General features: G+C 70.5%; 24 protein-coding genes. 12 read left to right on the top strand and 12 right to left on the bottom strand.

The window, feature by feature from the left end; translation table 11 throughout:
• Positions 1-8 precede the first annotated feature (8 nt).
• Positions 9-917: an amino acid ABC transporter permease gene (locus AB0959_RS02500; RefSeq protein ID WP_366824372.1), complete on the top strand. Its 909-nt coding sequence runs from the start codon at positions 9-11 to the stop codon at positions 915-917.
• Positions 914-1690 carry an amino acid ABC transporter ATP-binding protein gene (locus AB0959_RS02495; protein WP_366824371.1) on the top strand — a complete coding sequence of 259 codons (777 nt, stop codon included), beginning with the start codon at positions 914-916 and terminating at the stop codon, positions 1688-1690. The genes AB0959_RS02500 and AB0959_RS02495 overlap by 4 nt, the downstream gene beginning before the upstream one ends.
• Before the next feature lie 43 nt (positions 1691-1733).
• Here AB0959_RS02495 and aroQ read toward each other — a convergent pair whose 3' ends face one another.
• Positions 1734-2207, bottom strand: coding sequence for a type II 3-dehydroquinate dehydratase (aroQ, locus tag AB0959_RS02490; protein ID WP_366824370.1), 474 nt, complete (start codon positions 2205-2207; stop codon positions 1734-1736).
• Positions 2208-2309: 102 nt separating this feature from the next.
• Between aroQ and AB0959_RS02485 the strand changes: the two genes are divergently transcribed.
• Together AB0959_RS02485 and AB0959_RS02480 are read left to right on the top strand one after the other, a co-directional pair.
• Entirely contained in the window at positions 2310-3356 is a 1047-nt protein-coding gene (locus tag AB0959_RS02485) for a S66 peptidase family protein (RefSeq protein WP_366824369.1), read from the top strand.
• 112 nt (positions 3357-3468) lie between these two features.
• Entirely contained in the window at positions 3469-4737 is a 1269-nt protein-coding gene (locus AB0959_RS02480) for an MFS transporter (RefSeq protein ID WP_366824601.1), read from the top strand.
• A 137-nt stretch (positions 4738-4874) separates the two neighbouring features.
• Here AB0959_RS02480 and AB0959_RS02475 read toward each other — a convergent pair whose 3' ends face one another.
• The 5 genes from AB0959_RS02475 to AB0959_RS02455 form a co-directional block, all read right to left on the bottom strand.
• The gene (locus tag AB0959_RS02475) at positions 4875-5891 is read right to left on the bottom strand and encodes a TerC family protein (RefSeq protein WP_366824368.1); all 1017 of its coding nucleotides are present in this window, start codon (positions 5889-5891) and stop codon (positions 4875-4877) included.
• A 284-nt stretch (positions 5892-6175) separates the two neighbouring features.
• Positions 6176-8215, bottom strand: coding sequence for a TerD family protein (locus AB0959_RS02470; protein WP_366824367.1), 2040 nt, complete (start codon positions 8213-8215; stop codon positions 6176-6178).
• A 47-nt stretch (positions 8216-8262) separates the two neighbouring features.
• Entirely contained in the window at positions 8263-8841 is a 579-nt protein-coding gene (locus tag AB0959_RS02465; protein ID WP_366824366.1) for a TerD family protein, read from the bottom strand.
• A gap of 184 nt (positions 8842-9025) precedes the next feature.
• A complete protein-coding gene (gene uvrB / locus AB0959_RS02460; protein WP_366824365.1) occupies positions 9026-11161 on the bottom strand; it encodes an excinuclease ABC subunit UvrB in 2136 nt (711 codons plus the stop codon).
• A gap of 40 nt (positions 11162-11201) precedes the next feature.
• On the bottom strand, positions 11202-12083 hold the full coding sequence (locus AB0959_RS02455; RefSeq protein ID WP_366824364.1) for an MHYT domain-containing protein: 882 nt from the start codon (positions 12081-12083) through the stop codon (positions 11202-11204).
• 280 nt (positions 12084-12363) lie between these two features.
• Between AB0959_RS02455 and AB0959_RS02450 the strand changes: the two genes are divergently transcribed.
• Both AB0959_RS02450 and AB0959_RS02445 read left to right on the top strand, forming a co-directional pair.
• Entirely contained in the window at positions 12364-13236 is an 873-nt protein-coding gene (locus AB0959_RS02450) for a glycerophosphodiester phosphodiesterase family protein (protein WP_366824363.1), read from the top strand.
• Between the two features lie 126 nt (positions 13237-13362).
• Positions 13363-13917, top strand: a complete 555-nt coding sequence (locus AB0959_RS02445) for a methylated-DNA--[protein]-cysteine S-methyltransferase (protein ID WP_366824362.1) — start codon at positions 13363-13365, stop codon at positions 13915-13917.
• A 52-nt stretch (positions 13918-13969) separates the two neighbouring features.
• On the opposite strand, the gene AB0959_RS02440 is transcribed toward AB0959_RS02445, so the two are convergent.
• Positions 13970-14398, bottom strand: a complete 429-nt coding sequence (locus AB0959_RS02440; protein ID WP_366824361.1) for a VOC family protein — start codon at positions 14396-14398, stop codon at positions 13970-13972.
• 102 nt (positions 14399-14500) lie between these two features.
• On the opposite strand from AB0959_RS02440, the gene AB0959_RS02435 reads away from it, so the two are divergent.
• Together AB0959_RS02435 and AB0959_RS02430 are read left to right on the top strand one after the other, a co-directional pair.
• Complete coding sequence (locus AB0959_RS02435; RefSeq protein WP_366824600.1) at positions 14501-15406, top strand: pseudouridine-5'-phosphate glycosidase; 906 nt, start codon at positions 14501-14503, stop codon at positions 15404-15406.
• A 38-nt stretch (positions 15407-15444) separates the two neighbouring features.
• A complete protein-coding gene (locus AB0959_RS02430; RefSeq protein WP_366824360.1) occupies positions 15445-16368 on the top strand; it encodes a sugar kinase in 924 nt (307 codons plus the stop codon).
• Positions 16369-16429: 61 nt separating this feature from the next.
• Here AB0959_RS02430 and AB0959_RS02425 read toward each other — a convergent pair whose 3' ends face one another.
• Positions 16430-17224: a methyltransferase domain-containing protein gene (locus AB0959_RS02425; protein WP_366824359.1), complete on the bottom strand. Its 795-nt coding sequence runs from the start codon at positions 17222-17224 to the stop codon at positions 16430-16432.
• Positions 17225-17454: 230 nt separating this feature from the next.
• On the opposite strand from AB0959_RS02425, the gene corA reads away from it, so the two are divergent.
• The gene (gene corA, locus AB0959_RS02420) at positions 17455-18582 is read left to right on the top strand and encodes a magnesium/cobalt transporter CorA (RefSeq protein ID WP_366824358.1); all 1128 of its coding nucleotides are present in this window, start codon (positions 17455-17457) and stop codon (positions 18580-18582) included.
• 112 nt (positions 18583-18694) lie between these two features.
• Here corA and AB0959_RS02415 read toward each other — a convergent pair whose 3' ends face one another.
• The 3 genes from AB0959_RS02415 to AB0959_RS02405 all read right to left on the bottom strand — a co-directional run bounded on the left by AB0959_RS02415 (position 18695) and on the right by AB0959_RS02405 (position 20402).
• Positions 18695-19123, bottom strand: a complete 429-nt coding sequence (locus tag AB0959_RS02415; protein WP_366824357.1) for a CBS domain-containing protein — start codon at positions 19121-19123, stop codon at positions 18695-18697.
• 158 nt (positions 19124-19281) lie between these two features.
• Positions 19282-19677 carry a PPOX class F420-dependent oxidoreductase gene (locus AB0959_RS02410; RefSeq protein WP_366824356.1) on the bottom strand — a complete coding sequence of 132 codons (396 nt, stop codon included), beginning with the start codon at positions 19675-19677 and terminating at the stop codon, positions 19282-19284.
• An 83-nt stretch (positions 19678-19760) separates the two neighbouring features.
• Positions 19761-20402, bottom strand: coding sequence for a uridine kinase (locus tag AB0959_RS02405; protein WP_366824355.1), 642 nt, complete (start codon positions 20400-20402; stop codon positions 19761-19763).
• A gap of 165 nt (positions 20403-20567) precedes the next feature.
• Between AB0959_RS02405 and AB0959_RS02400 the strand changes: the two genes are divergently transcribed.
• The 3 genes from AB0959_RS02400 to AB0959_RS02390 all read left to right on the top strand — a co-directional run bounded on the left by AB0959_RS02400 (position 20568) and on the right by AB0959_RS02390 (position 23680).
• The gene (locus AB0959_RS02400) at positions 20568-21269 is read left to right on the top strand and encodes a DUF2293 domain-containing protein (RefSeq protein WP_366824354.1); all 702 of its coding nucleotides are present in this window, start codon (positions 20568-20570) and stop codon (positions 21267-21269) included.
• Between the two features lie 228 nt (positions 21270-21497).
• Positions 21498-21977 carry an anthrone oxygenase family protein gene (locus tag AB0959_RS02395; protein WP_366824353.1) on the top strand — a complete coding sequence of 160 codons (480 nt, stop codon included), beginning with the start codon at positions 21498-21500 and terminating at the stop codon, positions 21975-21977.
• A gap of 215 nt (positions 21978-22192) precedes the next feature.
• Entirely contained in the window at positions 22193-23680 is a 1488-nt protein-coding gene (locus AB0959_RS02390) for a glutamate synthase subunit beta (RefSeq protein WP_366824352.1), read from the top strand.
• 51 nt (positions 23681-23731) lie between these two features.
• Here the strand turns inward: AB0959_RS02390 and AB0959_RS02385 are convergent, their stop codons facing one another.
• Positions 23732-24535 carry an SAM-dependent methyltransferase gene (locus AB0959_RS02385; protein ID WP_366824351.1) on the bottom strand — a complete coding sequence of 268 codons (804 nt, stop codon included), beginning with the start codon at positions 24533-24535 and terminating at the stop codon, positions 23732-23734.
• Between the last annotated feature and the right edge of the window lie 103 nt (positions 24536-24638).

The raw sequence follows: 24638 nt of genomic DNA, 5'->3' as shown, positions 1-24638 counted from the left end.
GTGCTCAAGTGACTGTTCTGAAGGAGGAGTCCGGGCAGGACGAGCCGGGCGACATGCGGGGCGGGGACGACGCGTACGTCCCCTCCCAGCGGCGGATCGAGCGGGAGGCGTACCAGCGTGCCCGCGCCCGCCGCGCGACCGCGATCGCCGCGCTCTCGACCCTGGTCACGGCCGTCGTCCTCTACCTGGTCGTCGTGGGCGCGCCCGGCTGGCCGCGCACCAAGGAGACGTTCTTCGACTGGGGGTACGCGCGCGAGGCGCTCCCCAAGGTCCTCGACGGGCTGTGGCTCAACGTCCGGCTGCTGCTGGTGTGCGGTGTCGCGGTGCTCGTCCTCGGCATGCTCATCGCCATCGCGCGCACCCTGCCCGGCCCGGTCTTCTTCCCGCTGCGGGCCCTGGCCGCCGCCTACACCGACTTCTTCCGGGGACTGCCGCTCATCATCAACCTGATGATCGTCGTCCTGGGAGTCCCCGCTCTGCGGCTGCAGGGCGTGACCGTCGATCCGGTGCTGCTGGGCGGTACGGCACTGACGCTGACGTACTCGGCGTACGTCGCCGAGGTGTTCCGCGCGGGCATCGAGTCCGTGCACCCCTCGCAGCGGGCGGCGGCACGCTCCCTCGGCCTGACCAACCGGCAGGCACTGCGGCACGTCGTCCTCCCCCAGGCGGTGCGCCGCCAGGTGCCACCGCTGCTCAACGACCTGGTGTCGCTGCAGAAGGACACCGGGCTCGTGTCGATCGGCGGCGCGGTCGACGCCGTCCGCGCGGCCGACATCATCGTGGGCCGCAGTCTCAACTACACGCCGTACATCGTCGCCGGGCTGGTCTTCGTCGCGCTGACCATCCCGATGACCCGCTTCACGGACTGGGTCACCGCCCGCATGGACCGTCGCAGGGCCCAGGGAGGCACCCCATGAGCGAGTCCCCCGAACAGTCCTCGACGCGGCCGCCGGTGCTGCGGATGGAGTCCGTCCGCAAGACCTTCGGCGATGCGGTCGTCCTGCGCAACGTCGATCTGGAGGTCGCCCCGCACACGGTGACCGCCCTGATCGGTGCCTCCGGGTCCGGCAAGTCGACACTGCTGCGCTGCGCCAACCTCCTGGAGGAGATCGACGACGGGGCGATCTGGCTGGACGACGAGGAGATCACGAACCCCCGGGCGGACCAGGACGCGGTGCGCCGCCGGATCGGCGTGGTCTTCCAGGCCTACAATCTCTTCCCGCACATGACCGTGCTGGAGAACATCACCCTCGCCCCGCGCCGCGTCCACCGCGTGGCCCGCGCGGAGGCCGAGGAGCGGGCCCGGGAGCTGCTGGAGCGGCTCGGACTCGGCGCCAAGGCGAGCGAGTACCCCGACCGGTTGAGCGGCGGGCAGCAGCAACGGGTCGCGATCGTCCGCGCACTGGCCGTACGGCCCCGGCTGCTGCTCCTCGACGAGATCACCGCCGCGCTCGACCCCGAGCTCGTGGGCGAGGTCCTCACTGTCGTCCGGGATCTGAAGGACGACGGCATGACCATGGTGCTGGCGACGCACGAGATGGGCTTCGCCCGCGAGGTCGCGGACCAGGTGTGCTTCCTGGACGGCGGCGTGGTCCTGGAGCGCGGCACCGCCGAGCAGGTCTTCGCAGACCCGCGGCAGGAGCGCACACGGCGTTTCCTGCGGCGGATCGTGGACGCCGGACGGCTCTGAGACGGGGCTTGCGAGCGGATCGCGAGCCCCGTACGGGTGGGGCTCAGGTGTCCGCCTGCCCCACCCCCGCCAGCGCCGCGACCCGCTCCACCCCGAACACGTATCCCTGGACCCCACAGCCCGCGATGACGCCGTCGGCGCGCAGCGAGACGTACGAGTGGTGCCGGAACTCCTCCCGCTTGTGGATGTTGGAGATGTGGACCTCCAGCACGGGCAGACCGTCACAGGTGTTGAGGGCGTCCAGGATCGCGACCGACGTGTGCGAGTAGGCGCCGGGGTTGATGACGATGCCGGCGTGGTTCAGCCGGGCCTCGTGGATCCAGTCGACCAGTTCGCCCTCGTGGTTGGACTGGCGGAAGTCCACCGTGCCGCCGTGCGCGGCCGCCGCCTTGGCGCACAGGGCCTCGACGTCGGCGAGCGTGTCGGAGCCGTAGATCTCGGGCTGGCGCTGGCCGAGGAGGTTCAGGTTGGGCCCGTTGAGGATCATGATCGGGGCGTTGGCGAGGGTGCGGGGCACTGTTCCTCCGGTCCGGTGGGCGGGGGCGGTCTGCTCAAGGCCGCTGCTCGGACCCGGTTTATCACGGTGCACCGACAGTGAGTGAGCCCGTACGCTCCCCGCATGACCGCGCCCTCCTCTCCTCCCAAGCCCTCCCCCGGCGACCGCGTAGCCGTGCTCTCCCCGTCCTCGGGGCTGCCGGGACTCCTCCCCCTCCCCTTCGAACTGGGCCTGGAGCGGCTGCGCGAGGACTACGGTCTCGAACCGGTCGAGTACCCGACGACCCGGAAGATGGGCTCGACACCCCAGGAGCGCGCCGACGACATCCACGCGGCCTTCGCCGACCCGGACATCAAGGCGGTCATCGCGTCGATCGGCGGCGACGACCAGATCACGGTGCTGCCGCTGCTGGACCGGGAGTTGATCCGCGCCAACCCGAAGCCTTTCTTCGGCTGGAGCGACAACACGAGCATGCTCGCGTACCTCTGGAACACCGGCATCGTGGGCTACCACGGCGCGTCCGTGATGGCCGAGTTGGGCCGGCCGGTCGCCATGGACCCACTGACCGCGGAGTCGGTGCGGGCGGCGCTCTTCACCTCGGGTGAGTACGAGCTCAGGCCCGCCGAGCGGTGGCGCGACGTCAGCCGCGACTGGGCGGACCCGGCGACCTTCGAGTCCGAGCCGGAGACCCGGCCGGGCACGGGGTGGACCTGGGTGAACGCGGACCGGGTGGTCGAAGGCCGCAGTTGGGGCGGCTGTCTGGAGATCGTGGGCTGGCTGCTGATGGCCGACCGCGAGGTTCCCCGCGATCTCTCGGTACTCGACGGAGGCGTGCTGTTCCTGGAGACCTCGGAGGAACTGCCGAGCGGCGAGGAGGTGTTCCGCACCCTGAGGAACATGGGCGAGCGCGGGCTGCTCCAGCGCTTCTCCGCGCTCCTGATGGGCCGGGCCAGGACCTGGTCCTTCGAGCGCCCCAACAGCCCTGAGGAAGCCGCCCGTTACGCCGCCGAGCAGCGCGAGGCCGTTCTGCGCGCCCTGCGTGTGTACGCCCCCGACATGATGATCGTCTTCGACGTGGACCTCGGGCACACCGATCCCCAGGTCGTCATCCCGTACGGGGGCGCGATGCGCGTCGACGGGCCCGCCCGGCGCATCACGGTGACGTACTGAGACCTGGGGTACGCACTGACGTCGTACGGACCACCGTGCGCCCCCGTAACCGCCGGTCACCGTGGGTAGTTGACGCGGCATGCGCCATGCACACACCGTGAGACCACCCTCCATGTTGCGGCTCGCCACCGCCTCGCTCGCCGGGACGGCCATCGAGTTCTACGACTTCTTCGTGTACGGCACGGCGGCCGCACTGGTCCTGGGGCCGCTGTTCTTCCCGACGTTCTCGCCGGTGGCCGGCATGCTCGCCGCCTTCGCGACCTTCGGCGTCGGCTTCGTCGCCCGGCCCCTGGGGTCGGTGCTGTTCGGGCACATCGGGGACCGGCGCGGTCGGCGACCGGTTCTCGTCGCCTCGCTGCTGCTGACCGGTACGGCGACCGTGGCCGTCGGCTGTGTCCCCACGTACGACTCGATCGGCGTGGCGGCTCCCGTGCTCCTTCTCACGCTGCGTTTCCTGCAGGGGCTCGGGCTCGGCGGGGAGTGGGGCGGCGCCGTGCTGCTGACCGCGGAGCACGCGCCCGCCGAGCGGCGCGCGTTGTGGTCGAGCTTCCCGCAGATCGGCCCGGCGGTGGGGTTCTTGCTGGCCAACGGCGTGATGCTGGTGCTGTCGGCGACGCTGTCGGATGCCCAGTTCGCGTCCTGGGGTTGGCGGGTGCCGTTCTGGGCGGCGGGGGCGTTGGCCCTGGCCGGGCTGTGGCTGCGCTCCTCGCTCGCCGAGAGCCCCCAGTTCCTCGGCATCGACAACCACGCGCGCATGCCGCTCGCCGAAGTGGTGCGCGGCCACTGGCGACTGGTGCTGCTGACGGCCGGGGCGCTCGCGACCGGGTACGCCGTTTTCTACGCGGTGACGACCTGGTCCCTCGCGTACGCCACCGAACGGCTGGGCGTGGACCGTACGGTCATGCTGGCCTGCATCATGGCCGCCGTGGTCGTGAAGGGCGCGCTCACACCTGTTGCGGCGCTCCTCGGCGACCGGTTCGGCCGGCGGCCCATGTGTCTGGTCGGATGTGCGGCGTCCGCGCTGTGGATGTTCCCCATGGTGGGACTCCTGGCGACCGGAGAGCCGCTGCTGATGTTCTTCGGGTTCCTCATGGCGATGCTCGCGTTCATCACCATGTTCGCCGTGATCGCCGCGTATCTGCCGGAGCTGTACGAGCCCCGTGTGCGCTGCACGGGGGCCGCGGTGGGTTACAACCTGGGCGGGGTGCTCGGCGGTGCCCTGACCCCGATCGTGGCGACGGCCGCGGCTCAGGGCGACGGGACCCCTTGGGGCGTGGCCGCGTATCTGACGGGGATCGCACTGCTGAGCCTGGGCTGCTTCGCACTACTGCCGGAGACGCGACCGGTGCGGGCGGTCGCGGCCGAAGCGACCACCGGCTGAGACGAGATCGAGCGGCGTCGGCTGAGGAGAGGACGGGCGACGCCGGATTCGTCCGGTCGGCGCCACTCCAGGAGACGAACCAGCACCGGGAGCGGTGGTCGGCAAGGCGACCAGCGCGCTCCCGGTGCCGAGTGTCTCTACGCCTGCGGCCGTCCGGCCTCGACGCTGTCCTGCGGAGTGCCTTCGGTCTCCTTCTGCGCCGCCTCGGCCGCCGCCTGCTTCTTGGATGCCATCAGGCTGGTGATCGTGGTGACGATCAGAACGGCGCAGATCACGCCGAGCGAGACCGGTATGGAGATCTCGGGGACGTGGACGCCGGACTCGTGCAGTGCGTGCAGCACGAGCTTGACGCCGATGAAGCCGAGAATGACCGACAGACCGTAGGAGAGGTGGACCAGCTTCTTCAGCAGACCGCCGATGAGGAAGTACAGCTGGCGCAGGCCCATCAGCGCGAACGCGTTGGCCGTGAACACGATGTACGGGTCCTGGGTCAGACCGAAGATCGCCGGGATCGAGTCGAGCGCGAAGAGCACGTCCGTCGTGCCGATGGCGAGCATCACGACCAGCATCGGCGTCATGACGCGCTTGCCGTTCTGCTCGATCCACAGCTTGGTGCCGTGGTAGCGGTCGGCCACGCCGAAGCGCCTCTCGGCCGCCTTGAGCAGCTTGTTCTCCTCCCACTCCTCCTCGGACTCGTCGGCCCTGGCCTCCTGGATCAGCTTCCAGGCGGTGTAGATCAGGAAGGCGCCGAAGATGTAGAAGACCCAAGCGAAGCTGGAGAGGATCGCCGCGCCCGCAGCGATGAAGATGGCACGCAGCACCAGGGCTATCAGCACGCCGATGAGCAGGACTCGCTGCTGGTACTGCGAGGGCACCGAGAACTTCGCCATGATCAGCACGAAGACGAACAGATTGTCGACGCTCAGCGACTTCTCGGTGATGAAGCCGGCGAAGAACTCCCCGGCCGGCTGGCCCCCGGAGAAGACGAGCAGGCCGAGCCCGAAGAGCGCGGCCAGGACGATCCAGACGACCGTCCAGATCCCGGCTTCCTTGATCGATACGTCATGTGGTTTGCGGCCGATGAAGAAATCGACCGCGATCAGGGCGGCAAGGCCCACGATGGTCAGGACCCATAGGGTCGTGGAAACTTCCACTGCGCCTCCGGCAGTACGTAACGGCAAATGTCAGCGTCGTCGCTGCCGGAGGTCTCTTCCACCCGTGCCACCGCTGGCGTTCGACACGCCTGGTACCTCGGGCCGACGCCCCGGGATCTGGCCAGATCCGTATTGACGGGTACGCCGCAGCTGGTAGGGAGTACTCCCCTCCGTACGGAAAAGACTACCCGAATCACCAAGGAAAGGTAAAGGGCTAAGCAAAAAGTGAGTCAAAACCCCTGGTCAGATAGTTTTGCCTACGCTTGGCGAGGAGCCCGGACAGGTCAACGGCTCCAGGTGCGGCGAGCCGTCGCGACCTGAGTGAGGACCTGCTCCAGGACCTGGCTGCCCGGTGGGACGAGCGCGGGCTCGTACGTCCAGGCATGTCCCACCCAGGGGTCGGCGAGGTGGTCGTCGGGCACGGGTGTGAGTCGCATCAGCGAACGCCACAGAGGGTCGAGCAACGGCCCGTACGCGGCGGCGTCCTGACGGTCGGCGACCATCATCAGGTGCACACCAACGGCCGGGCCCTCGTCCGCGAGATAGCGCAGCTGCGTGACGGCCCGGTCGTCGAAGCCGTGCGGGAAGTCGTTGACGATCAGCAGCTGTTCGGACGTGTCGAAGCCCGGGGGCAGGGCGTCGGACGCGCCACCGCGCACGGCCATCTGCACCAGGTCGACGCGTTGGGTGAGCCGGGTCAGCACGTCGGCCACGCCCGCGGCGCCGGCGGCGGGCGGAGCGGCGAGCACACCGGCCCGCACCAGCGGCGCGAGCGCGGACGCGCCTGTGCCGGCGGGGTCGATGACGTGCACCGAGAACTCGCCCGGAGGGTAGACCGCGAGGACCCGCGCGGCCAGTGCGGTCGCGGTTTGAAGAGCCAGGGCGCGCAGCTCGTCGGAGTCGGTGAACGCGGCCTCGCCGGATCCCGAGCGGCCGCTGTCGATCCACAGCCCGCGCTCCAGCGGCAGGCGGACCAGCATCGGGATCCGCAGGTTCTCGCTCTCGGGCAGGTGGAGGTCGCCCAGGCGCAGGGCCATGGGGATCTCCATCGGGACGCGGTAGCCGTGCCAGACGGGGTTGTCCCAGCGCGCGTACGCCGGGGGCAGCGCGGGCTCGACGACGTCCGCCTCGGCCCTGAGCTGGGCGAGGTCCCGGTCGAGTGCCTCCCTGGCCCGGTCGACGAGCTCGGTGTGCCTCGCCCGGGCTGCCTCGCGCGCGGCATCGCCCTGGCCGCCCATACGGTTGCGTGGGTCGGACAGGGCCTTGTCGAGCTCCTGCTCCATGCGGGAGTCGGCGAAGTCGACGGCGCTGCGGTAGGCGGCCGTGGTACGGGCCAGGTCCTCGAACATGCCCCACACCTGGTTGTAGAGCCGCTCGTCCATGGACCAGCCGGTGGCGTCACCGGCGACAGGCTGCGCGGGCCGTCCCGGCTGGGCCTCGGGCGCGGTCGGCGGTGGCGGCGGAGGCGCCGCGGTCTGCCGGCCGGGGTGCGTGTAGTTGACGGGGTCGCCGGCGGTGGGTGCGGCGGCTGGTGTGACGGCGGGCGGTCCCGCCGGCACGGATCCGGGCTGCGGTGTCGCACCGTGGCCGGCTCGCGTGGCGTCCTGGGGGTCCGAGGCGCCGTAGGGGCTCTGTTGCGGCGACGCGTTCGGGGAGGTGCTCTGGGGAGCGGTGCCGCCGCGGGCCTGGTCGGGGCCCTGTGCTGGTGCCGCGGCGTGCCGGGGGCGATCGGCGTCGGAGATCCGGGGCGGGGGCGCCGCCACCGAGCGGGCCAGTCCCTGGGCCACCGCCTCGTCGATGCCGCGCGCGAGTTGCGGAGCCTCGGTCAGGCCTTGGTCGGTGAGGAGTTCGGCCAGGCCGCCCGCGTATCCCTGGCCGACCGCGCGGACCTTCCAGGCGCCCTGCCGGCGGTAGAGCTCCAGGGCGACGACGGCCGACTCGGAGTCCAGGCCGGTGACGGTGTAGCTGGCGATCTCGGTGCCGTCGAGTCCGGTGACGGCGAGGAAGGGAGCGGCGACGGCGCCGAACCGGACGGGGCCGCCGACGCCGGACGGCAGCGCGAGCAGCACGCTCACCCGGTGCACGGCCTGCGGCATGGCGTCCAGGTCGAAGGCGAGACGGTGGTCGGCCGCCGCCTGCCTGGACACCTCGAGGCCGGGCAGCGTGGGCGCGCCCGGATGGGCCACCCACTCCACACCGTGCACCTTGCCGTGCTCGTCGCTGAGCGTGGCCCCCGCCACGATCGGCTTGCCGGCCGAGACACGGACCTCCAGTCGGACCTCGGGGAGCGGATGGTTCTGCCCCCGGACCAGCTCGGCCGTCATCGCCTTCGTCCCCCCTGTGTCACTGTGTGCGCTGTGCGTCGGCCTGCTTACAGGACCGGCAGGATCGCCGGCATCAGGTCCTGGAAGGTGCGGCCGTTGGCCGCGGAACCGACGGCCGTCATGTTCCAGCCCGCGCCGGCCCTGTGCACCTTGGCCATGATCTGGGCGGTGTAGTTGCCGCCGCCGTCCAGCGTGTAGCGCGCCAGCTCCTGGCCGTTGGTCTCGTCGACCAGGCGGCAGAACGCGTTCTGCACCTCCTGGAACGTCTGGCCCGTGAAGGAGTTCACGGTGAAGACGATCTGGTCGATGTGGACCGGGACACGCGCCAGGTCGACGAGGATGGCCTCGTCGTCACCCCCCTGGCCGACACCGCCGACGAGGTTGTCGCCCGTGTGACGCACGGAGCCGTCGTCGCTGACGAGGTGGCGGAAGAAGACGACGTCGACCGGCTGCTTGTCCGCGAACAGCACGGCCGAGGCGTCGAGGTCGATCTCCCGGGTGCGGGAGCCGAACAGCCCGCGACGCGGGGCGGCCTGCCAGCCGAGTCCCATGCGCACCGCGGTCAGCGTGCCCCCGTCGTTCTTCTGCAGGCTGATGGCCTGCCCCTTGGTCATGTTGACCGTCACGGGCCGTTCCCCTCTCGAACTGTCCCCTGTTGCCGCGGAGTCCGCGGTTGACCAGCACCCTACGGTTCAGCGCGGACGGTGCCGAACCCTGGGTCGCACTTTGTGTCGGTCTTGCAACACAGCGCGCCCGCGCCGGTGCTGCGGGGCCCTCTCCCGGTACCCTCCGCCGCTGCGCGCAGGACTCTCAGGACAGACCCGCCTCCCGCATCTGCCGCAGCTCCTTCTTCATCTCGGACACCTCGTCGCGCAGCCGCGCGGCGATCTCGAACTGGAGGTCGGCCGCCGCCGCACGCATCCGCTCGGTCATCTCGTCGATCTGCTCGGCGAGTGCCGCCGCCGGACGGTCCGTCGGCACGGTTTCCCCGGCCTTGCCCTTGGTGGACTTGGCGCCCTTGGCCGCCTTGCCGAGGGCGGGGACGGGAGCCTTGGCGCCCTTGCCGTCCTTGCCCTTGCGGTAGCCCGTGCCCAGCAGCTGCTCCGTGTCGACGTCCTCGCGGGCGATCTGCGCCACGATGTCGTTGATCTTCTTGCGGAGCGGCTGGGGGTCGATCCCCTTCTCCTTGTTGTACGCGATCTGCTTCTCCCGGCGGCGGTTGGTCTCCTCGATGGCCTTCTCCATCGCCGGGGTGATCTTGTCGGCGTACATGTGGACCTGACCGGAGACATTGCGCGCCGCGCGGCCGATGGTCTGGATGAGGGAGGTACCGGAGCGCAGGAAGCCCTCCTTGTCGGCGTCGAGGATCGCCACCAGGGAGACCTCCGGCAGGTCGAGGCCTTCACGGAGGAGGTTGATGCCGACCAGGACGTCGAACTCTCCGGAGCGCAGCTCGCGGAGCAGCTCGACACGGCGCAGGGTGTCGACGTCGCTGTGGAGGTAGCGGACCTGGATGCCGAGTTCGAGGAAGTAGTCGGTGAGGTCCTCGGCCATCTTCTTGGTCAGCGTGGTGACCAGGACGCGCTCGTCCTTCTCGGTGCGGCCCCGGATCTCGTGCACCAGGTCGTCGATCTGGCCCTCGGTCGGCTTGACGACGACCTCGGGGTCGACGAGGCCGGTGGGGCGGATGATCTGCTCGACGTGGCCGTCGCCACGGGAGAGCTCGTACTGCCCGGGCGTCGCTGACAGGTAGACGGTCTGGTCGATGCGCTTTTGGAATTCCTCCCACTTCAGCGGGCGGTTGTCCAGCGCGGAGGGCAGTCGGAAGCCGTGGTCCACCAGGGTGCGCTTGCGGGAGGCGTCGCCCTCGTACATGGCCCCGATCTGGGGGACGGTGACGTGCGACTCGTCGATGACCAGGAGGAAGTCCTCCGGGAAGTAGTCCAGCAGGGTGTTCGGCGGGGATCCGGGCGAGCGGCCGTCGAAGTGCATCGAGTAGTTCTCGACGCCGGAGCAGGAGCCGATCTGGCGGAGCATCTCGATGTCGTACGTGGTGCGCATGCGCAGCCGCTGGGCCTCCAGGAGCTTCCCCTGCTTCTCCAGCTCGGCCAGGCGCTCCCCCAGCTCCTTCTCGATGTCGTTGACCGCGCGCTCCATGCGCTCTGGGCCGGCGACGTAGTGGGAGGCCGGGAAGACGTACAGCTGGTCGTCGTCGCTGATGACCTCGCCCGTGAGGGGGTGCAGTGTGGAGAGCGCCTCGATCTCGTCGCCGAACATCTCGATGCGGACGGCCAGTTCCTCGTAGACCGGGAAGATCTCGATGGTGTCGCCGCGGACCCGGAAGGTGCCGCGGGCGAACGCCATGTCGTTGCGGGTGTACTGGATGTCCACGAAGCGGCGCAGCAGGTCGTCGCGGTCGGTCTCGTCGCCGACCTTGAGGGGGACCATCCGGTCCACGTACTCCTGTGGAGTACCGAGGCCGTAGATGCAGGAGACCGAGGCGACCACGACGACGTCGCGGCGGGTGAGCAGCGAGTTGGTCGCGGAGTGGCGCAGGCGCTCCACCTCCTCGTTGATCGAGGAGTCCTTCTCGATGTACGTGTCCGACTGCGGGACGTAGGCCTCGGGCTGGTAGTAGTCGTAGTACGAGACGAAGTACTCGACCGCGTTGTTCGGCAGGAGTTCACGGAACTCGTTCGCCAGCTGGGCGGCCAGGGTCTTGTTCGGCGCCATCACGAGGGTGGGGCGCTGAAGCTTCTCGATCATCCACGCGGTGGTGGCGGACTTGCCGGTGCCGGTCGCACCCAGCAGCACGACGTCCTTCTCACCTGCGCCGACGCGCCGCGCGAGCTCGGCGATGGCCGCGGGCTGGTCGCCACTCGGCTGGTACGGGCTGACGACCTCGATGGGCGCCACCGTGCGTTCGATCTTTGATACGGGCCGCATGGAATCCACCGTACGACTCCGCACTGACATCGGGCCCTGATCACCAGTTCTGCGGGGTGCGGGAGCTCGGCCGCCGGGTGCCTTCGTGGTGATGGCGGGAGCGGGCCGCGGGGCGCCTGCCGAGGTGGGCGGCGGTGGCATGGGCGGGGATGCCGGGGCGCTGCTCGGTGGTGGTCCAGGCGGCGGGCCTGCCCATGACCATCATGGGGTCGAACAGCACGACCACGCCGGCGAGGAAAAGGAAGGCGAGCGGCCCGATCAGCATCGGCGCGAGCAGGGACGCGGGGGATTCGCCCGCGGGGGTGCCCCCAGCGGCGCCGTGCAGGTGGACGTTGAGTGCGGCCATGCCCGTGTAGTGCATGCCGGTGACGGCGAGCCCCATGACGAGGCTGGCGCCCACGCTCCACAGGAAACCGCGGACCTGCCCGGCCGCCCAGAGGGCGGCGGTGGCTGCCGCGACCGCTATGACGACCGAGGCGGACACGGTGAGGGTGTTGTACTCGAGCTTCCCGTTGAGACGCATGCCCGCCATGCCCAGGTAGTGCATGGACGCGATGCCCAGACCGGTGATGGTGCCGCCGGTGAAGAGGGCCGTTCCGGTCGCCCCTTTGTAGCCGACGATGAAGATCCCGATACCGACCATGACGATCGCGACGGCGAGGCTCGCGAACGTGATCGGCTTGTCGTAGTGGATCGGGGTCTCCCGGACCGTGAAGCCCATCATCGCGATGAAGTGCATGGTCCAGATGCCTGACCCGATCGCCGCGGAGCCCATGGCGAGCCAGCCGGCCCGCCAGCGGCCGGCGACAAGCATCGATCTGGTGGTGCAGCGCAGACCGAGCGCACCGCCGAGGCAGGCCATGAGATAGGCCACCAACGGCGTGACGAGTCCGTAGCTGAAGCCGTCGATCGTGCCCTGCATGCGCGGCTGCCCTTCCCACCCTGTTACATCACGAACTTACTGAAATGCCCCCGCCCCGGAACCACCGACAAGCAGTCAGGGGTGAGGCAGAGAGTATGACTGCCACCGGAATGGTCGAACGATAATCCGGCAAAGAAACACGGCCTTGCCCCACTTGTGCGGTGCCCGTGTGCGGACTTGGGCAACTCCATTCAATTCGTGGCCATCCTGCGCCCTCCTCCCGTTGACCCTCTGCTGTCACTCTGGAGCTATCCGTGACCGCTCGACGCGAGGAGTACGCATGCACGTGCGCGCTGTTGCCACCGCGACCACCGCGCTCATGGGGGCCACCGTCCTCTTCCTCCCCACCTCCCACGCCCAGGCTGCCGATACGAGCGACAGCCCGGTCGTGGTGGCGCACCGCGGAGCCTCCGCGTACGCGCCCGAGAACACATTGGCGGCCGTGGACAAGGCCGCCGAGATGGGCTTCCGCTGGGTCGAGAACGACGTCCAGCGCACCAAGGACGGCGAGCTCGTCGTTCTCCACGACGCCTCCCTGGCCCGCACGACGAACGTGGAACAGGTGTACCCCGGCCGGGCGCCCTGGAACGTGCGGGACTTCACCGCCGCGCAGGTCGCCCGGCTGGACGCGGGCAGTTGGTTCGGCTCCCGGTACAAGGGCGCACGCGTGCCCACCCTGAAGCAGTACATGAACCGCGTGTCGCACAACCACCAGAAGCTCGTCCTGGAGATCAAGAACCCCGACCTCTACCCCGGCATCGAGCGGGAGACCCTGAAGCTGCTGAGCAACGAGGGCTGGCTCAGCCCGGCGCACCTCAAGAACAGCCTGGTCGTCCAGAGCTTCAGCGCCGACACCGTGCGCACGGTTCACCGGCTGCGTCCCGGCGTCAAGACCGCATTCCTGGGCACGCCCGCCATCACCGATCTGCCCGAGTACGCGACGTTCGCCGACCAGATCAACTCTTCGTACACCACGATCTCCAGGAGCTACGTCGCCGCGATCCAGGCGTTCGACGGACCGCACGGCAGGCCGCTGGAGATCCTCACCTGGACCGTCGACGACGCGGCCGGTGCCCGCCGCGTCGCCGGGTACGGCGTGGACGGCATCATCACGAACAAGCCCGACGTCGTCCGGGACGCGACTCAGGGCTGACGGGCTGACGGACCGAGAGACGGAGGACCACTGAAGGGCCGCTGGGACGGCCCTCGCCCGGGGTGCGGACGTGCGTGAGTGTCCGCACCCCGGGCGTTGTCAGTGGCGCGCCGTACGGTGGGTCGTATGAACAGCCATGGGCAGAGCGAGCAGCAGGTCGTGTGGGCCGTCGTGGGCACGGACATCGGCCCGTTGCTGCTGGCCGCGACGCGTGACGGCCTGGTGAACGTCGTGTTCCACGCCACGGAGACGGTCCGCGACAAGGCACTCGACCGGCTGGCGTCCCGGCTCGGCACCGAGCCCGTCGAGGCGCCGGACTCCCCGCTGCTGACCGAGGTGATACGTCAGGTCGACGCCTATTTCGCGGGCCGGCGGCACGGATTCGACCTGCCTCTGGACTGGTCTCTGATCTCCGGCTTCAACCGCCAGGTGCTGCGCGAGCTGGCGTCCGGCGTCCCGTACGGATCGGTCGTGGGGTACGGCGACCTGGCCGGGCGGGTGGGACAGCCCGGCGCGGCCCAGGCGGTGGGCGTGGCCATGGGGTCGAACCCCCTGCCGGTCGTGGTGCCGTGCCACCGGGTCGTCGAGAGCGACGGTGGGATCGGCGGGTTCGGAGGGGGTCTGGAGACCAAGCGGAAGCTACTGGCACTGGAAGGGGTGCTTCCGGAGCCCTTGTTCTGAAGGGCTCCGGAAGCACCCACCGTCCTGGCTCCCGCGCCGCCGCCTCCATGGCCTACGCGTAGTGCCGTGCCTCGAACACGTTGCCGTCCGGGTCGCGGAAGTAGAAGCTGCGGCGGGCCATGCCGCGGGCGCCGAACGAGTCGTACGAGATGTCCGAGACGGGTACGCCCCGCTCCTCGAGGCGGGCCCTCAGCTCCTCGAAGTCGGCGGCCTCGAAGGAGAGACACACATGGTTGACCGGGTGTCCCGCGCTGTCGGCGGCCCCGGGCACCATGGTCATGCGTTCCGCCATCGTGAGCGGCATGAGGTCGAGAATGGTCTCCTCGTTGACTCGCACCGAGGGGAACGGCACCTGGCCGGAGGCGTACTCGGTCAGCCTCACCGGCCGCAGTCCGACGGCCTTCTCGTAGAAGTCGGCCGCGGCGATCGGGTCACGGGCCCAGAGGACCACATGGTCGAGACGTGTCGTGTTGTCCGTCATGTGACCCAGGCTGGTGGCCTCCCCCACAGGTCGCAAGGGTTTGGCCGGGCGCGCCGCCCGCCAGAGATGAGGGAGAACCGGAAGACAGGAGGCAGGCGCGTGATGCTGGTGGTGTCCGAAGAGGTGCGGGAGGCGCTCGACGCCCGTCGTCCCGTGGTGGCCCTGGAGTCCACGATCATCGCGCACGGGCTGCCGCGCCCGCGCAACCTGCGGGTCGCGCTGGAGCTGGAGGAGGTCGTGCGCCGGGAGGGTGCCGTACCGGCGACGATCGCCGTGCTGGACGGGCGGCCCCACGTCGGCCTGGACAAGCAGCAGCTGGAGCGGATCGCGAACGAGGACGGGATCCGCAAGCTGGGCCACCGGGACCTGCCGCTCGCGGTGGCCTCGGGAGTGAGCGGTGCGACCACGGTGTCGGCGACCGCGCTGCTCGCGGCCCTCGCGGGTGTACGGGTGTTCGCGACAGGCGGGCTCGGCGGGGTGCACCGGGAGTGGACGGTCACCCAGGACGAGTCGGCGGACCTGGGGTTGCTGGCGCGCACGCGGATCACGGTGGTGTGCGCGGGAGTGAAGTCGATCCTGGACGTGCCGGCGACGCTGCAGCGCCTGGAGACGCTGGGGGTCGCCGTCGCCGGGTACGGCACGGACCGTTTCCCCGGCTTCTACCTGTCCGACTCGGGACATCCTGTGGACTGGACGCTTCCGTCACCGGAGCGGGTGGCGGAGGTCATGCACGCGCAGGACGCGCTCGACGGGCCGGAGTCGGCGCTCATCGTCGCCAACCCCGTGCCGGAGGAGGAGCAGCTGGATCCCGGGCTCCACGCCCGCGTGCTCGCCGACGCGCTGCACGCGTGCGAGGAGGAGGGCGTCACCGGTCAGGGCGTCACACCGTTCCTGCTCGACTACCTGGTACGGCACACCGACGGCGCGTCGCTGAGCGCGAACCTGGCGGCGGTGCGCGGGAACGTACGGCTCGCGGCCCGCATCGCGGCGGCCTGGGCCGGGGTGTGACCGGTCCTGGCGGGCAGGGGCGCAGACCCGCCTCGGAAGTGCCACCGCCCGGAGGCACCCTTCTGGTCGTCGGGGACGTCGTCACCGACATCGTCGCCCGGCACCGCGGACCGCTTTCGTCGGGGACCGACACCGCAGCCTCGGTGCGGACGCTGCCGGGAGGCGCGGGCGCCAACGTGGCGTGCTGGGCGGCTCACTGGGGCTGCGCGGAGGTACTGCTGCTCGGGCGGGTGGGAGAGGACGCGGCCGCGTGGCACGAACGGGAGCTGAAGGCCTCTGGCGTACGGCCACGCCTCGTGGTCGACCCGGTGGCACCGACGGGAACGGTGATCTGTCTGGTCGACACGGACGCGGCGGCCGAGCGGACGTTCCTGACGGACAGCGGGGCATGCCTGCGGCTCGACCCCGGTGACTGGTCGGACACCTTGTTGGACGGGGTCGCCCGGCTGCATCTGTCGGGTTATCTGCTGTTCTCCGAGCCGAGCCGGGCGCTGGTCGCGGCGGCTCTGGACTCGGCACGCGCGCGTGGCGTACCGGTGAGCCTGGATCCGGCGTCGGCCGGTTTCCTCAAGGAGTTGGGTCTGGACCGCTTCCTGGCGCTCATCGAGGGGATCGACGTACTGCTGCCCAGTCGCGACGAGGCGTGCCTGATCACGGGCCTGCCCGACGCTTCGGACGCGGCGGCCGAGCTGAGCCGTCACGTTCCGCTGGTGGTCGCCAAGCAGGGCGCTGACGGGGCGCTGGTGGCCCGGTCCGGTGCCGTGTGCGCGCGTGTGCCCGCCGTTCCCGCGACTCCCAGCGACACGACAGGCGCCGGTGACGCCTTCACCGGTGCGTTCCTGGCCGCCCTGCTCGCGGGCGCCGGGCCCGAGGAGGCGGCGGGCGAGGGGTGCCGGGCCGGAGCACTGGCGGTGCGGCGGGTGGGCGGGCGGCCACCCGGGCGGCCGCAGCTGGCGAGCTGACAGCGCCGCGCCGCCTCCCTGGGGACGGGCGCCTTGGGAGACTTCACCTGTCGTCGTGGCTTTACGGCTTCCTCCCCCACGCGGAGATCATCGGGGCGGTGGCGAGGTCCATGGTGCCGGAGGCCACGTTCGCGAGGTGCTGTTCGATCTCCTGGTCGGTGGCGAGGCCCGAGGAGACGAGTTGGTCGCGGATCTGAAGGATCGTCGCGGACTCAAGGGCGGCGCAGGCCGGCGAGGCGACCGGGAAGTACGCGTCGGCCTGTACGCCGCGCAGTCCGGCCTCGCGGAGCAGTCGCGGCAGCCTGCGGCCGTACGCGAGGTCGGCGCCGCGCTCGGAGAGCAGCGCGCGAAAGCCCTGGCGCAACCGGTTGGCCAGTTGCTGCTCGGGACCGTGCTCGTCGGGGCAGAGCAGGGGCTGGAGGGCCGGATCGGCGTCCTCGATCAGGATCCGCCCTCCGGGCCGCAGAGCCTTGATCATGGACCGCAACGCCCGCTCCCGTTCCCGCACATGGACCAGTACGAGCCGGGCGTGGACGAGGTCGAAACCCTCCCCGGGCAGCTCGTCCGTGCCCACGTCGTGGACCCGGACCTCGACCGGCGGGCGCGCGGCCGAGGCCATGAGCGAGGTGTCGATGTCGGTCGCGAGGACCTTGCCGGTCGGACCGACCTTCTTGGCGAGCCAGGAGATCACGGAGGTGCCTCCCGCGCCGACCTCCCAGCAGCGCCAGCCCGACCCGATACCGAAGTCCTGGAGGTGCCGGAACGTGATCGGGTCGAAAAGCGTGGCGAAGGCCTCGAAGCGCGCTCCCGCCTCGGCCTGCTGGTTGTCGAGGAGATACTCGTCGGTTCCCGTCATGCCGCGATCATCCCATTTATCTGTGTTGTTCAGCACGGTGACGCTCCCGCAGCCACCCCTGCTTGCCCGGCCGCGGGTACGGTCCAGAACGGAGCCGTCGGCCCGAGAGGCCGGGAAATGAAGCGGAGCGTTCCGTTCCCACAGCCTTACCCGTTACTCAATCGGTGCTGGCAGACTGGCCGCGACAAGGCGCAAGAGCGGCGCGAGGAGATCCACGCGAGGAGATCCAGATGTCCATGGCAGGGAATCTGCGGAAGGTCACGGGCCTCGGCAGGGTGAACGGCTTCCGCAGGATGGCACGGCTGGCACGGCGCGGCGCCCGGGTCGACCTGAGCCACCCGGCCCGCTCCCCGCTGGGCTCCGCGGTGGTCAACTGCGTGACGTACCAGGACGGGCAGCGCGTGCCCGGCAGTGGCGACCTCGTCGATGCCGTCCAGCGCGTCCGCAAGACGGACGACGGCTTTGTATGGCTGGGGCTGCACGAGCCCACGGCGCGCGAGTTCGCGGGCATCGCCGAGTTGTTCGGGCTGCACCCGCTGGCGGTCGAGGACGCGGTCGAGGCCCATCAGCGCCCGAAGCTGGAGCGCTACGGCGACACGCTGTTCGCCGTGTTCAAGACCGTCTGCTACGTCGAGCACAAGGAGCTGACGGCGACCAGCGAGGTGGTGAACACCGGCGAGATCATGGTCTTCGTCGGCCATGACTTCGTGATCACGGTGCGGCACGGCCGCCACGGCTCGCTCGGGCCGCTGCGCGAGGAGCTGGAGGCGAACCCCGAGCAGCTCGCCAAGGGCCCGGCCGCGGTGTTGCACGCGATCGCGGACCACGTCGTGGACGACTATCTGAACGTCACGGACTCGGTCCAGGCGGACATCGACCAGGTCGAGACGGACGTGTTCGCGGAGAACGGCGCGCGGGCGGACCCGGGCCGCATCTACCAGCTCAAGCGCGAACTGCTGGAGCTGAAGCGGGCGGTGGCCCCGCTCGCCCGCCCGATCCTGGAGCTCGCCACCCGGCCGGAGCGGGTGGTCGCGCCGGAGATACAGGCCTACTTCCGGGACGTCTCCGACCATCTGCTGCGGGCCACCGAGCAGATAGCCGCGTTCGACGAGTTGCTGAACTCCATCCTCCAGGCGCACCTCGCGCAGGTCAGCGTGGCGCAGAACGAGGACATGCGGAAGATCACGGCGTGGGCGGCGCTCATCGCCGTGCCGACGATGGTGTGCGGGGTCTACGGCATGAACTTCGAGTACATGCCGGAGCTGCACTGGAAGCTCGGCTACCCGATGGTCTGGGTGGTCATAGCCGGCGCCTGCACCGCCCTGTACCGGGGCTTCAAGCGCAACGGCTGGCTCTGACCTCCCCCGCCCGGGACGCAGGGCCGGGCACCAGGCACCGACCCGTCACGGAACCGGGCGAGGGTGCGCTCCCGACGGGCACGGCGCCGGCGAGCCGGCGCGGGCCCGGGGGTCAGCGCGAGGTGCCCTTCGCGTAGACGCTCTCGACCCAGAACCCGATCTGTTCCTCGGGCAGGTGCTGGGCCAGGTCGGCCTCGCTGATCATGCCGACGAGGCGCTTGTTCTCGATGACCGGAAGCCGGCGGATCTGGTGCCCCGTCATCTCCCGGAGCACGTCGCCGACGTCGGCGTTCGCGTCGATCCAGCGCGGTGTGCCCTTGGCCATCTCGCCCGCGGTGACGCGTGAGGGGTCGTGCCCCACGGCCACACAGCCCACCACGATGTCGCGGTCGGTCAGGATGCCGCAGAGCCGTTCGTTCTCGTCGCTGATGGGCAGGGCTCCGACATTGAGCTCGCGCATCAGCTGCGCGGCACGGTCCAGGGTCTCGTGGGCGGGGATCCACTGGGCGCCACGGTGCATGATGTCTCCGGCAGTGGTCATGAAGTACCTCCCGTTGCCGGACGGCCGGCGCGGCGCGGGACGCACCGCTGGTCCCGGCCCCAACATTCTCGCCGCGCCGCCGAGGGAACGCACCCGGAGCGCCACACCTTCGGCAGGCCGCCCACGCCCCTCGAAGGCCCCGGCCGGACCCGAGAGGCTCAGGCCGAGAAGCTCACGATCTTCTCCGGGACCACGCGGACGATCACGCGCGCCTCGTCGTCCTTCTCGGCGGGAGGGTCGATGCCGAGGTACTTGTGCGAGAGCTCGTACGGGAGGCGTTTGTCGTCATCGGGGAGTATCTGGGCGGTACCGCGGATCTCGACCGAGGAGTAGGGGTTGGTGAGATCGAAGACGGAGACGCTGACACGCGGGTCACGGCGCAGGTTGCGGACCTTCTGCCGGCCGGCGACGGAGGAGAAGAGGACGGTGTCGCCCTCGCGCTTGATCCAGACCACCGAGTTCTGGGGAGCCCCGCCGGGGCCGAGGGTGGCGACGCTGGCGAAGTTCCTGGCGTCGAGCAGATCGCGGACGGGTTCGTCGAAGGAGATCGTCATGTCCCGCAGCATACTTTCATGCACGTGCATGTAAAAGCTCTTTATGAAGTCCGCCGGCGGTTGGCAGAGGGCCGCACCGGTACTCAGCCGTTCCAGGCGGGGCGCCGTGGGTCGTCGGCGCGCACCACGACGTCCGCCGTCTCCGCCGGGCCGGTGTCCATCGCGTAGCGCTCGTAGGCGGGGAGCGTCCAGTGCTCGGCCTCGGGGGTGCGGCGGCGCAGAGCGCCCGCCGAGAGAAGGACATGGACGGACAGGTCGAAGGGGAACCAGTGCTTGAGGAGGAGAGGGCCGTGCAGCAACAGGAACCCACCGGCCGGGAGTGGGACGTAGGGACTGCGGGTGGCGCGGTCGGTGGCGGGGTCCCACAGGTCGGGCAGGACGCGGCCGTCGCCGCCGGGGTCGAGGGGGCCGAAGACCTCACGCCACAGGGCGGCCGTGTCGAACCAGCCGCTGTAGTACGCCTCCACGTCCTCGTGCCCGTGCTCGAAGCGGAGGGACGCGGGACGCAGGAAACCGTCCGTGCCGACGACGAGCGAGGGCCGGCCGCGTACGCGCAGTGCCTCGCAGACGCGCTGGGCGAGATCGCCGGGGCGGGCGGCGGGAGCTCCGTCGAACGCGATGCGAGGCCAGGGGCTGCCGTCGTCCGGTTTCAGGTCGAGCAGGCGGTCGGCGAGGAGGTCGCCGAGCCGTTCCCAGGTGATCGCTTCAAGTCGCACACGGCCCATGATGCCCCGCGGAGCCGCACGGCCCCGAGAGCGGCCCTGACAGCGGTCAGGGGCGGGAGGCGGACTCCTCGGGCGCGACGCGGGCGGCGGAAGGTCCCCGGGAAGAGGCCGATCATGAGGCCGTGAACTGAGTGAAGTGCCGGTCGGGACGGGAATGATCCGCGTATGACGGCACTTGCAACTCCCCCGGCCCGCATCGGGCTTGTCGTGATCCAGGCACTCAGGAGGAAACACTGCGCCGAGTGCCGGAGCGGACCGCTGGCGTTGCTGGTCCTGGAGGACGGCGTGCCGAGGTGCCTCGACTGCGTGGATCTCGGGCATCTGGTGTTCCTGCCGCGGGGTGACACCGCGCTGACGCGGAGGTCACGGGAGGAGAGCACGCTGTCCGCGGTGGTGGTGCGGTTCAACCGGAGGAGGAGCCGGTACGAGCGGCAGGGCGTCCTGGTCGAGGAAGAGGGACTGGCCCGGGCCGAGGAGCGGTGTCTGGCGGACGCGGAGGCACGCCGACGGCGCCGGGCGCGGGACGCGCGGCGGCGTGCCGCGGAGGACGTGCGGTTCACCGACGCGTTCGCGGCGGAGATCCTGCGGCTGTTTCCCGGCTGCCCGGCCGGGCGGGCGGGGGCGATCGCGGCACACGCCTCGGTGCGGGGCAGCGGGCGGGTGGGCCGGAGCGCCGCGGGGCGGGCGCTGTCCGAGATCGCCGTGACCTCGGCGGTCATCGCCTCCGTACGGCATGTGGAGACGTCGTACGACCAGCTCCTGATGAGCGGGGTGCCCCGGCACGAGGCACGACGGCGGATCTCGGGAGTGGTGGAGGCGACATTGCGAAGGTGGCGGGAGGCCGAGGAGGACAGGCCGTGGCGGTAGACCGACGGGGACGGGCAGTGGCGGTGGGCGAGTGGGGAGGACGGGCGTGACCGGACGGCGTGAGAGAGCGGCCCCGGCGCCGGGCGCTCATGTGCGGGAGCGCTCTGGACGCTCGCGTATGGGCGTGCGCATCTCGGCGATGGCCGCTGTGCCCGTACGGCATTTCACTTGTGGTGGCGACAGGGGCCGGACAGGCTCTGGGTTTCGGGGGACGATGCGGGAGTGATCATGATCGATGGGCCGTACTACGTGCTGACGGTGCTGGGTGTGCTCGGGACGGGTCTGGTCGCCGGGGTGTTCTGCGGGTTCTCGACATTCGTGATGAGGGCTCTCGCCGCGCTGCCGCCCGCGCAGGGGGTGGCAGCGATGCAGGCCATCAACGTCGCGGCGCTGAGGCCGCCCTTCATGCTCCTCTTCGCCGGGTCGGCCGTGCTGTGCGCCGTGCTGGCGGTGGTCACGTTCGTGCTGTGGCCGGACCAGGGGACGGTGGAACTGCTGCTGGGGAGCGCGCTGTATCTGTTCGGGTGCTTCGGGGTCACGATGGTGGCGAACGTGCCGCGCAACGAGACCCTGGCCAAGCTGGACGCGGGCACTCCGGAGGCTGCCGCGTACTGGCCGACGTACGTGAGCGAGTGGTCGACGTGGAACCATATCCGGGGCATAGCCTCGGCCGCCGCGGCGCTCTTGTACGTGCTCGCCCTGACCTGAGGCGGGTACGCGGGCGCCCGCCCGGGCAGCCTGAGAGTGACAGGCGCACGCGTGCCTGAAGGGAACGGGCCTGCGCCGGCCGGGGCGGATCCGGCGACCGCCACGTATCGTGGCGGGAAAGGAGTGCCGCCCGACGGCGTACGGCCTCGCGCAGACCGATGTCCGCAGGTCGTACGGCCACGCCGTACGCGTATGTCACGTAAGGGGACACGGCCATGGCCGATCCCAAGGGTTTCATGACCACGCCACGTCAGGAGTGGCCCCGCCGGCCCGTCGAGGAGCGTGTGCGGGACTGGGACGAGGTCTACGTCCCCGGGGCCCTGTTGCCGATCATCAGTAAGCAGGCCGACCGCTGCATGGACTGCGGCATACCGTTCTGCCACGACGCCTGTCCGCTGGGAAACCTGATACCCGAGTGGAACGACCTCGTCTCGCGGGAGGACTGGCGGGCGGCGAGTGACCGGCTGCACGCCACGAACAACTTCCCGGAGTTCACCGGACGGCTGTGCCCCGCGCCGTGCGAGGCCGGATGCGTGCTCGCGATCAACCAGCCCGCGGTCACCATCAAGAACGTCGAGGTGGCCATCGCCGACCGGGCCTGGGCCGAGGGCTTCGCGCCACCCCGGCCGCCGGACCGGCTCACCGGGCGGACGGTCGCGGTGATCGGCTCGGGTCCCACCGGGCTGGCCGCGGCCCAGCAGTTGACGCGGGCCGGACACACCGTGGTGGTGTTCGAGCGGGCCGACCGGATCGGCGGGCTGCTGCGGTACGGCATCCCTGCGTTCAAGATGGAGAAGCGGCACCTGGACCGCCGGCTGGAGCAGATGCGGGGCGAGGGCACCAAGTTCCGTACGTCGACAGCGGTCGGGCGGGACATCGGGGCGGACGAGTTGCGGTCGCGGTACGACGCCGTGGTGACCGCCACGGGGGCGACCGCGTGGCGGGACCTGGACGTGCCCGGACGGGCGCTGGACGGTATCCACCAGGCGATGGAGTACCTGCCGCTCGCCGACCGGGTGTGCGAGGGGGATCTGGAGGTCTCGCCGCTGTCGGCCGCCGGGAAGCACGTGGTGATCGTCGGGGGCGGTGACACGGGGGCGGACTGTCTGGGGACGGCCGTGCGGGAGGGCGCGGCGTCAGTGACCCAGCTGGACATCTACCCGCTGCCGCAGTCCGAGCGCGACGAGGACACCGAGCCGTGGCCGACGTATCCGAAGATCTACCGGCTCTCGGCGGCGCACGAGGAGGCGCGCGACCTTCGGACCGCGCCGGCGGCGAAAGCGGACGCGCGGTTGTTCGCGGCGTCGACGCTCCGCTTCACGGGGGACGAGGACGGGCATGTGCGGGCGCTGCACCTGGTCGAGGTGGACGCGGGGCGACGCCAGGTGCCGGGCACCGGGCGCACGATCCCCGCGGACCTCGTCCTGCTCGCCCTCGGCTTCTCCGGGCCCGACCGGGAGGACGGCCTGATCGACCAGCTGGGTGTCACGCTCGACCGGCGCGGTCTGATCGCCCGTGACGCTGACTTCGCGACCGACGTGCCCGGCGTGTACGCCGCCGGGGACGCCGCCCGCGGGCAGTCCCTCATCGTGTGGGCGATCGCGGAGGGACGGGCGGTGGCCGCCGCGGTGGACCGTCATCTGACCGGTGCGGCACGGCTTCCGGCACCGATCGGGCCGTACGACCGGCCCATGACGGCGTAGCCCCCGGAGGGCCCCGACAGGGACAGCTCCACACACGGCACGGGCCCCGCGTCACACCTTGCGGCCCACCGCCCCGTAGCCCGGGATGACGTCGTCGTCCTGGCCCGGCACGGGCTCGCCCAGTTCCGGGTGCCAGTCGGTGACCAGCGAGACGCCGGGATCGACGAGTTCGAGGTTCTGGAAGAAACGGCCGACCTCGTCGCGGGAGCGCAGCGCCAGGTTGATGCCGCCGGCCCGGTACGTCTCGACCGCGGCCTTCGACTTCTCCGGCGTGAAGTCCGCCGTGGCGTGCGACACCGTGAGGTAGCTGCCCTCGGGCAGCCGCGACAGCAGCCGGTCCACGAGGTCGTACGCGCCGTCCTCGTCGGTGACGAAGTGCAGCAGCGCCACGAGCGAGAGCGCCACGGGCCGGCTGAAGTCCAGGATCTCGCCGGCCCGCTCCATGATGGCGTCGGGTTCCCGCACGTCGCCCTGCACGTACTCGGTCACGCCCTCGGGCGTGCCGCGCAGCAGGGCCTCCGCGTGGGCCAGCACGATCGGGTCGTTGTCGCAGTACACGACGCGGGCGTCGAGCGCGACCCGCTGGGCTATCTGGTGCAGGTTGGGCTCGGTCGGGATGCCCGTGCCGATGTCCAGGAACTGACGGACACCGTTGTCAGCCAACCAGCGTATGGCGCGGTGCATGAACGCGCGGTTGACCTTGGCCATCACCGGCGTCCGGGGATCGAGGGCGAGCATCTTGCGGCCCAGTTCCTCGTCGACGGGGTAGTTGTCCTTGCCGCCGAGGAACCAGTCGTACGTCCGCGCCGGATGCGGCTTGCTCGTGTCGAGCTTCAGGGGGCCCTGCCCGGTCATGGAGAACTCCGTAAGTCGTTGCGGCCGTTGGCGATCGATTCCACCAAGCCCACGCTCAATTCATTAGCAAAATCAGGGAAGTTGACTGAACCAGTGAACAGTT

Origin of the sequence: Streptomyces sp. NPDC046862, assembly GCF_040704615.1 — a bacterium.
In the GTDB taxonomy this organism is placed as follows: domain Bacteria; phylum Actinomycetota; class Actinomycetes; order Streptomycetales; family Streptomycetaceae; genus Streptomyces.
This window is presented reverse-complemented; position numbering and strand designations above follow the sequence as displayed.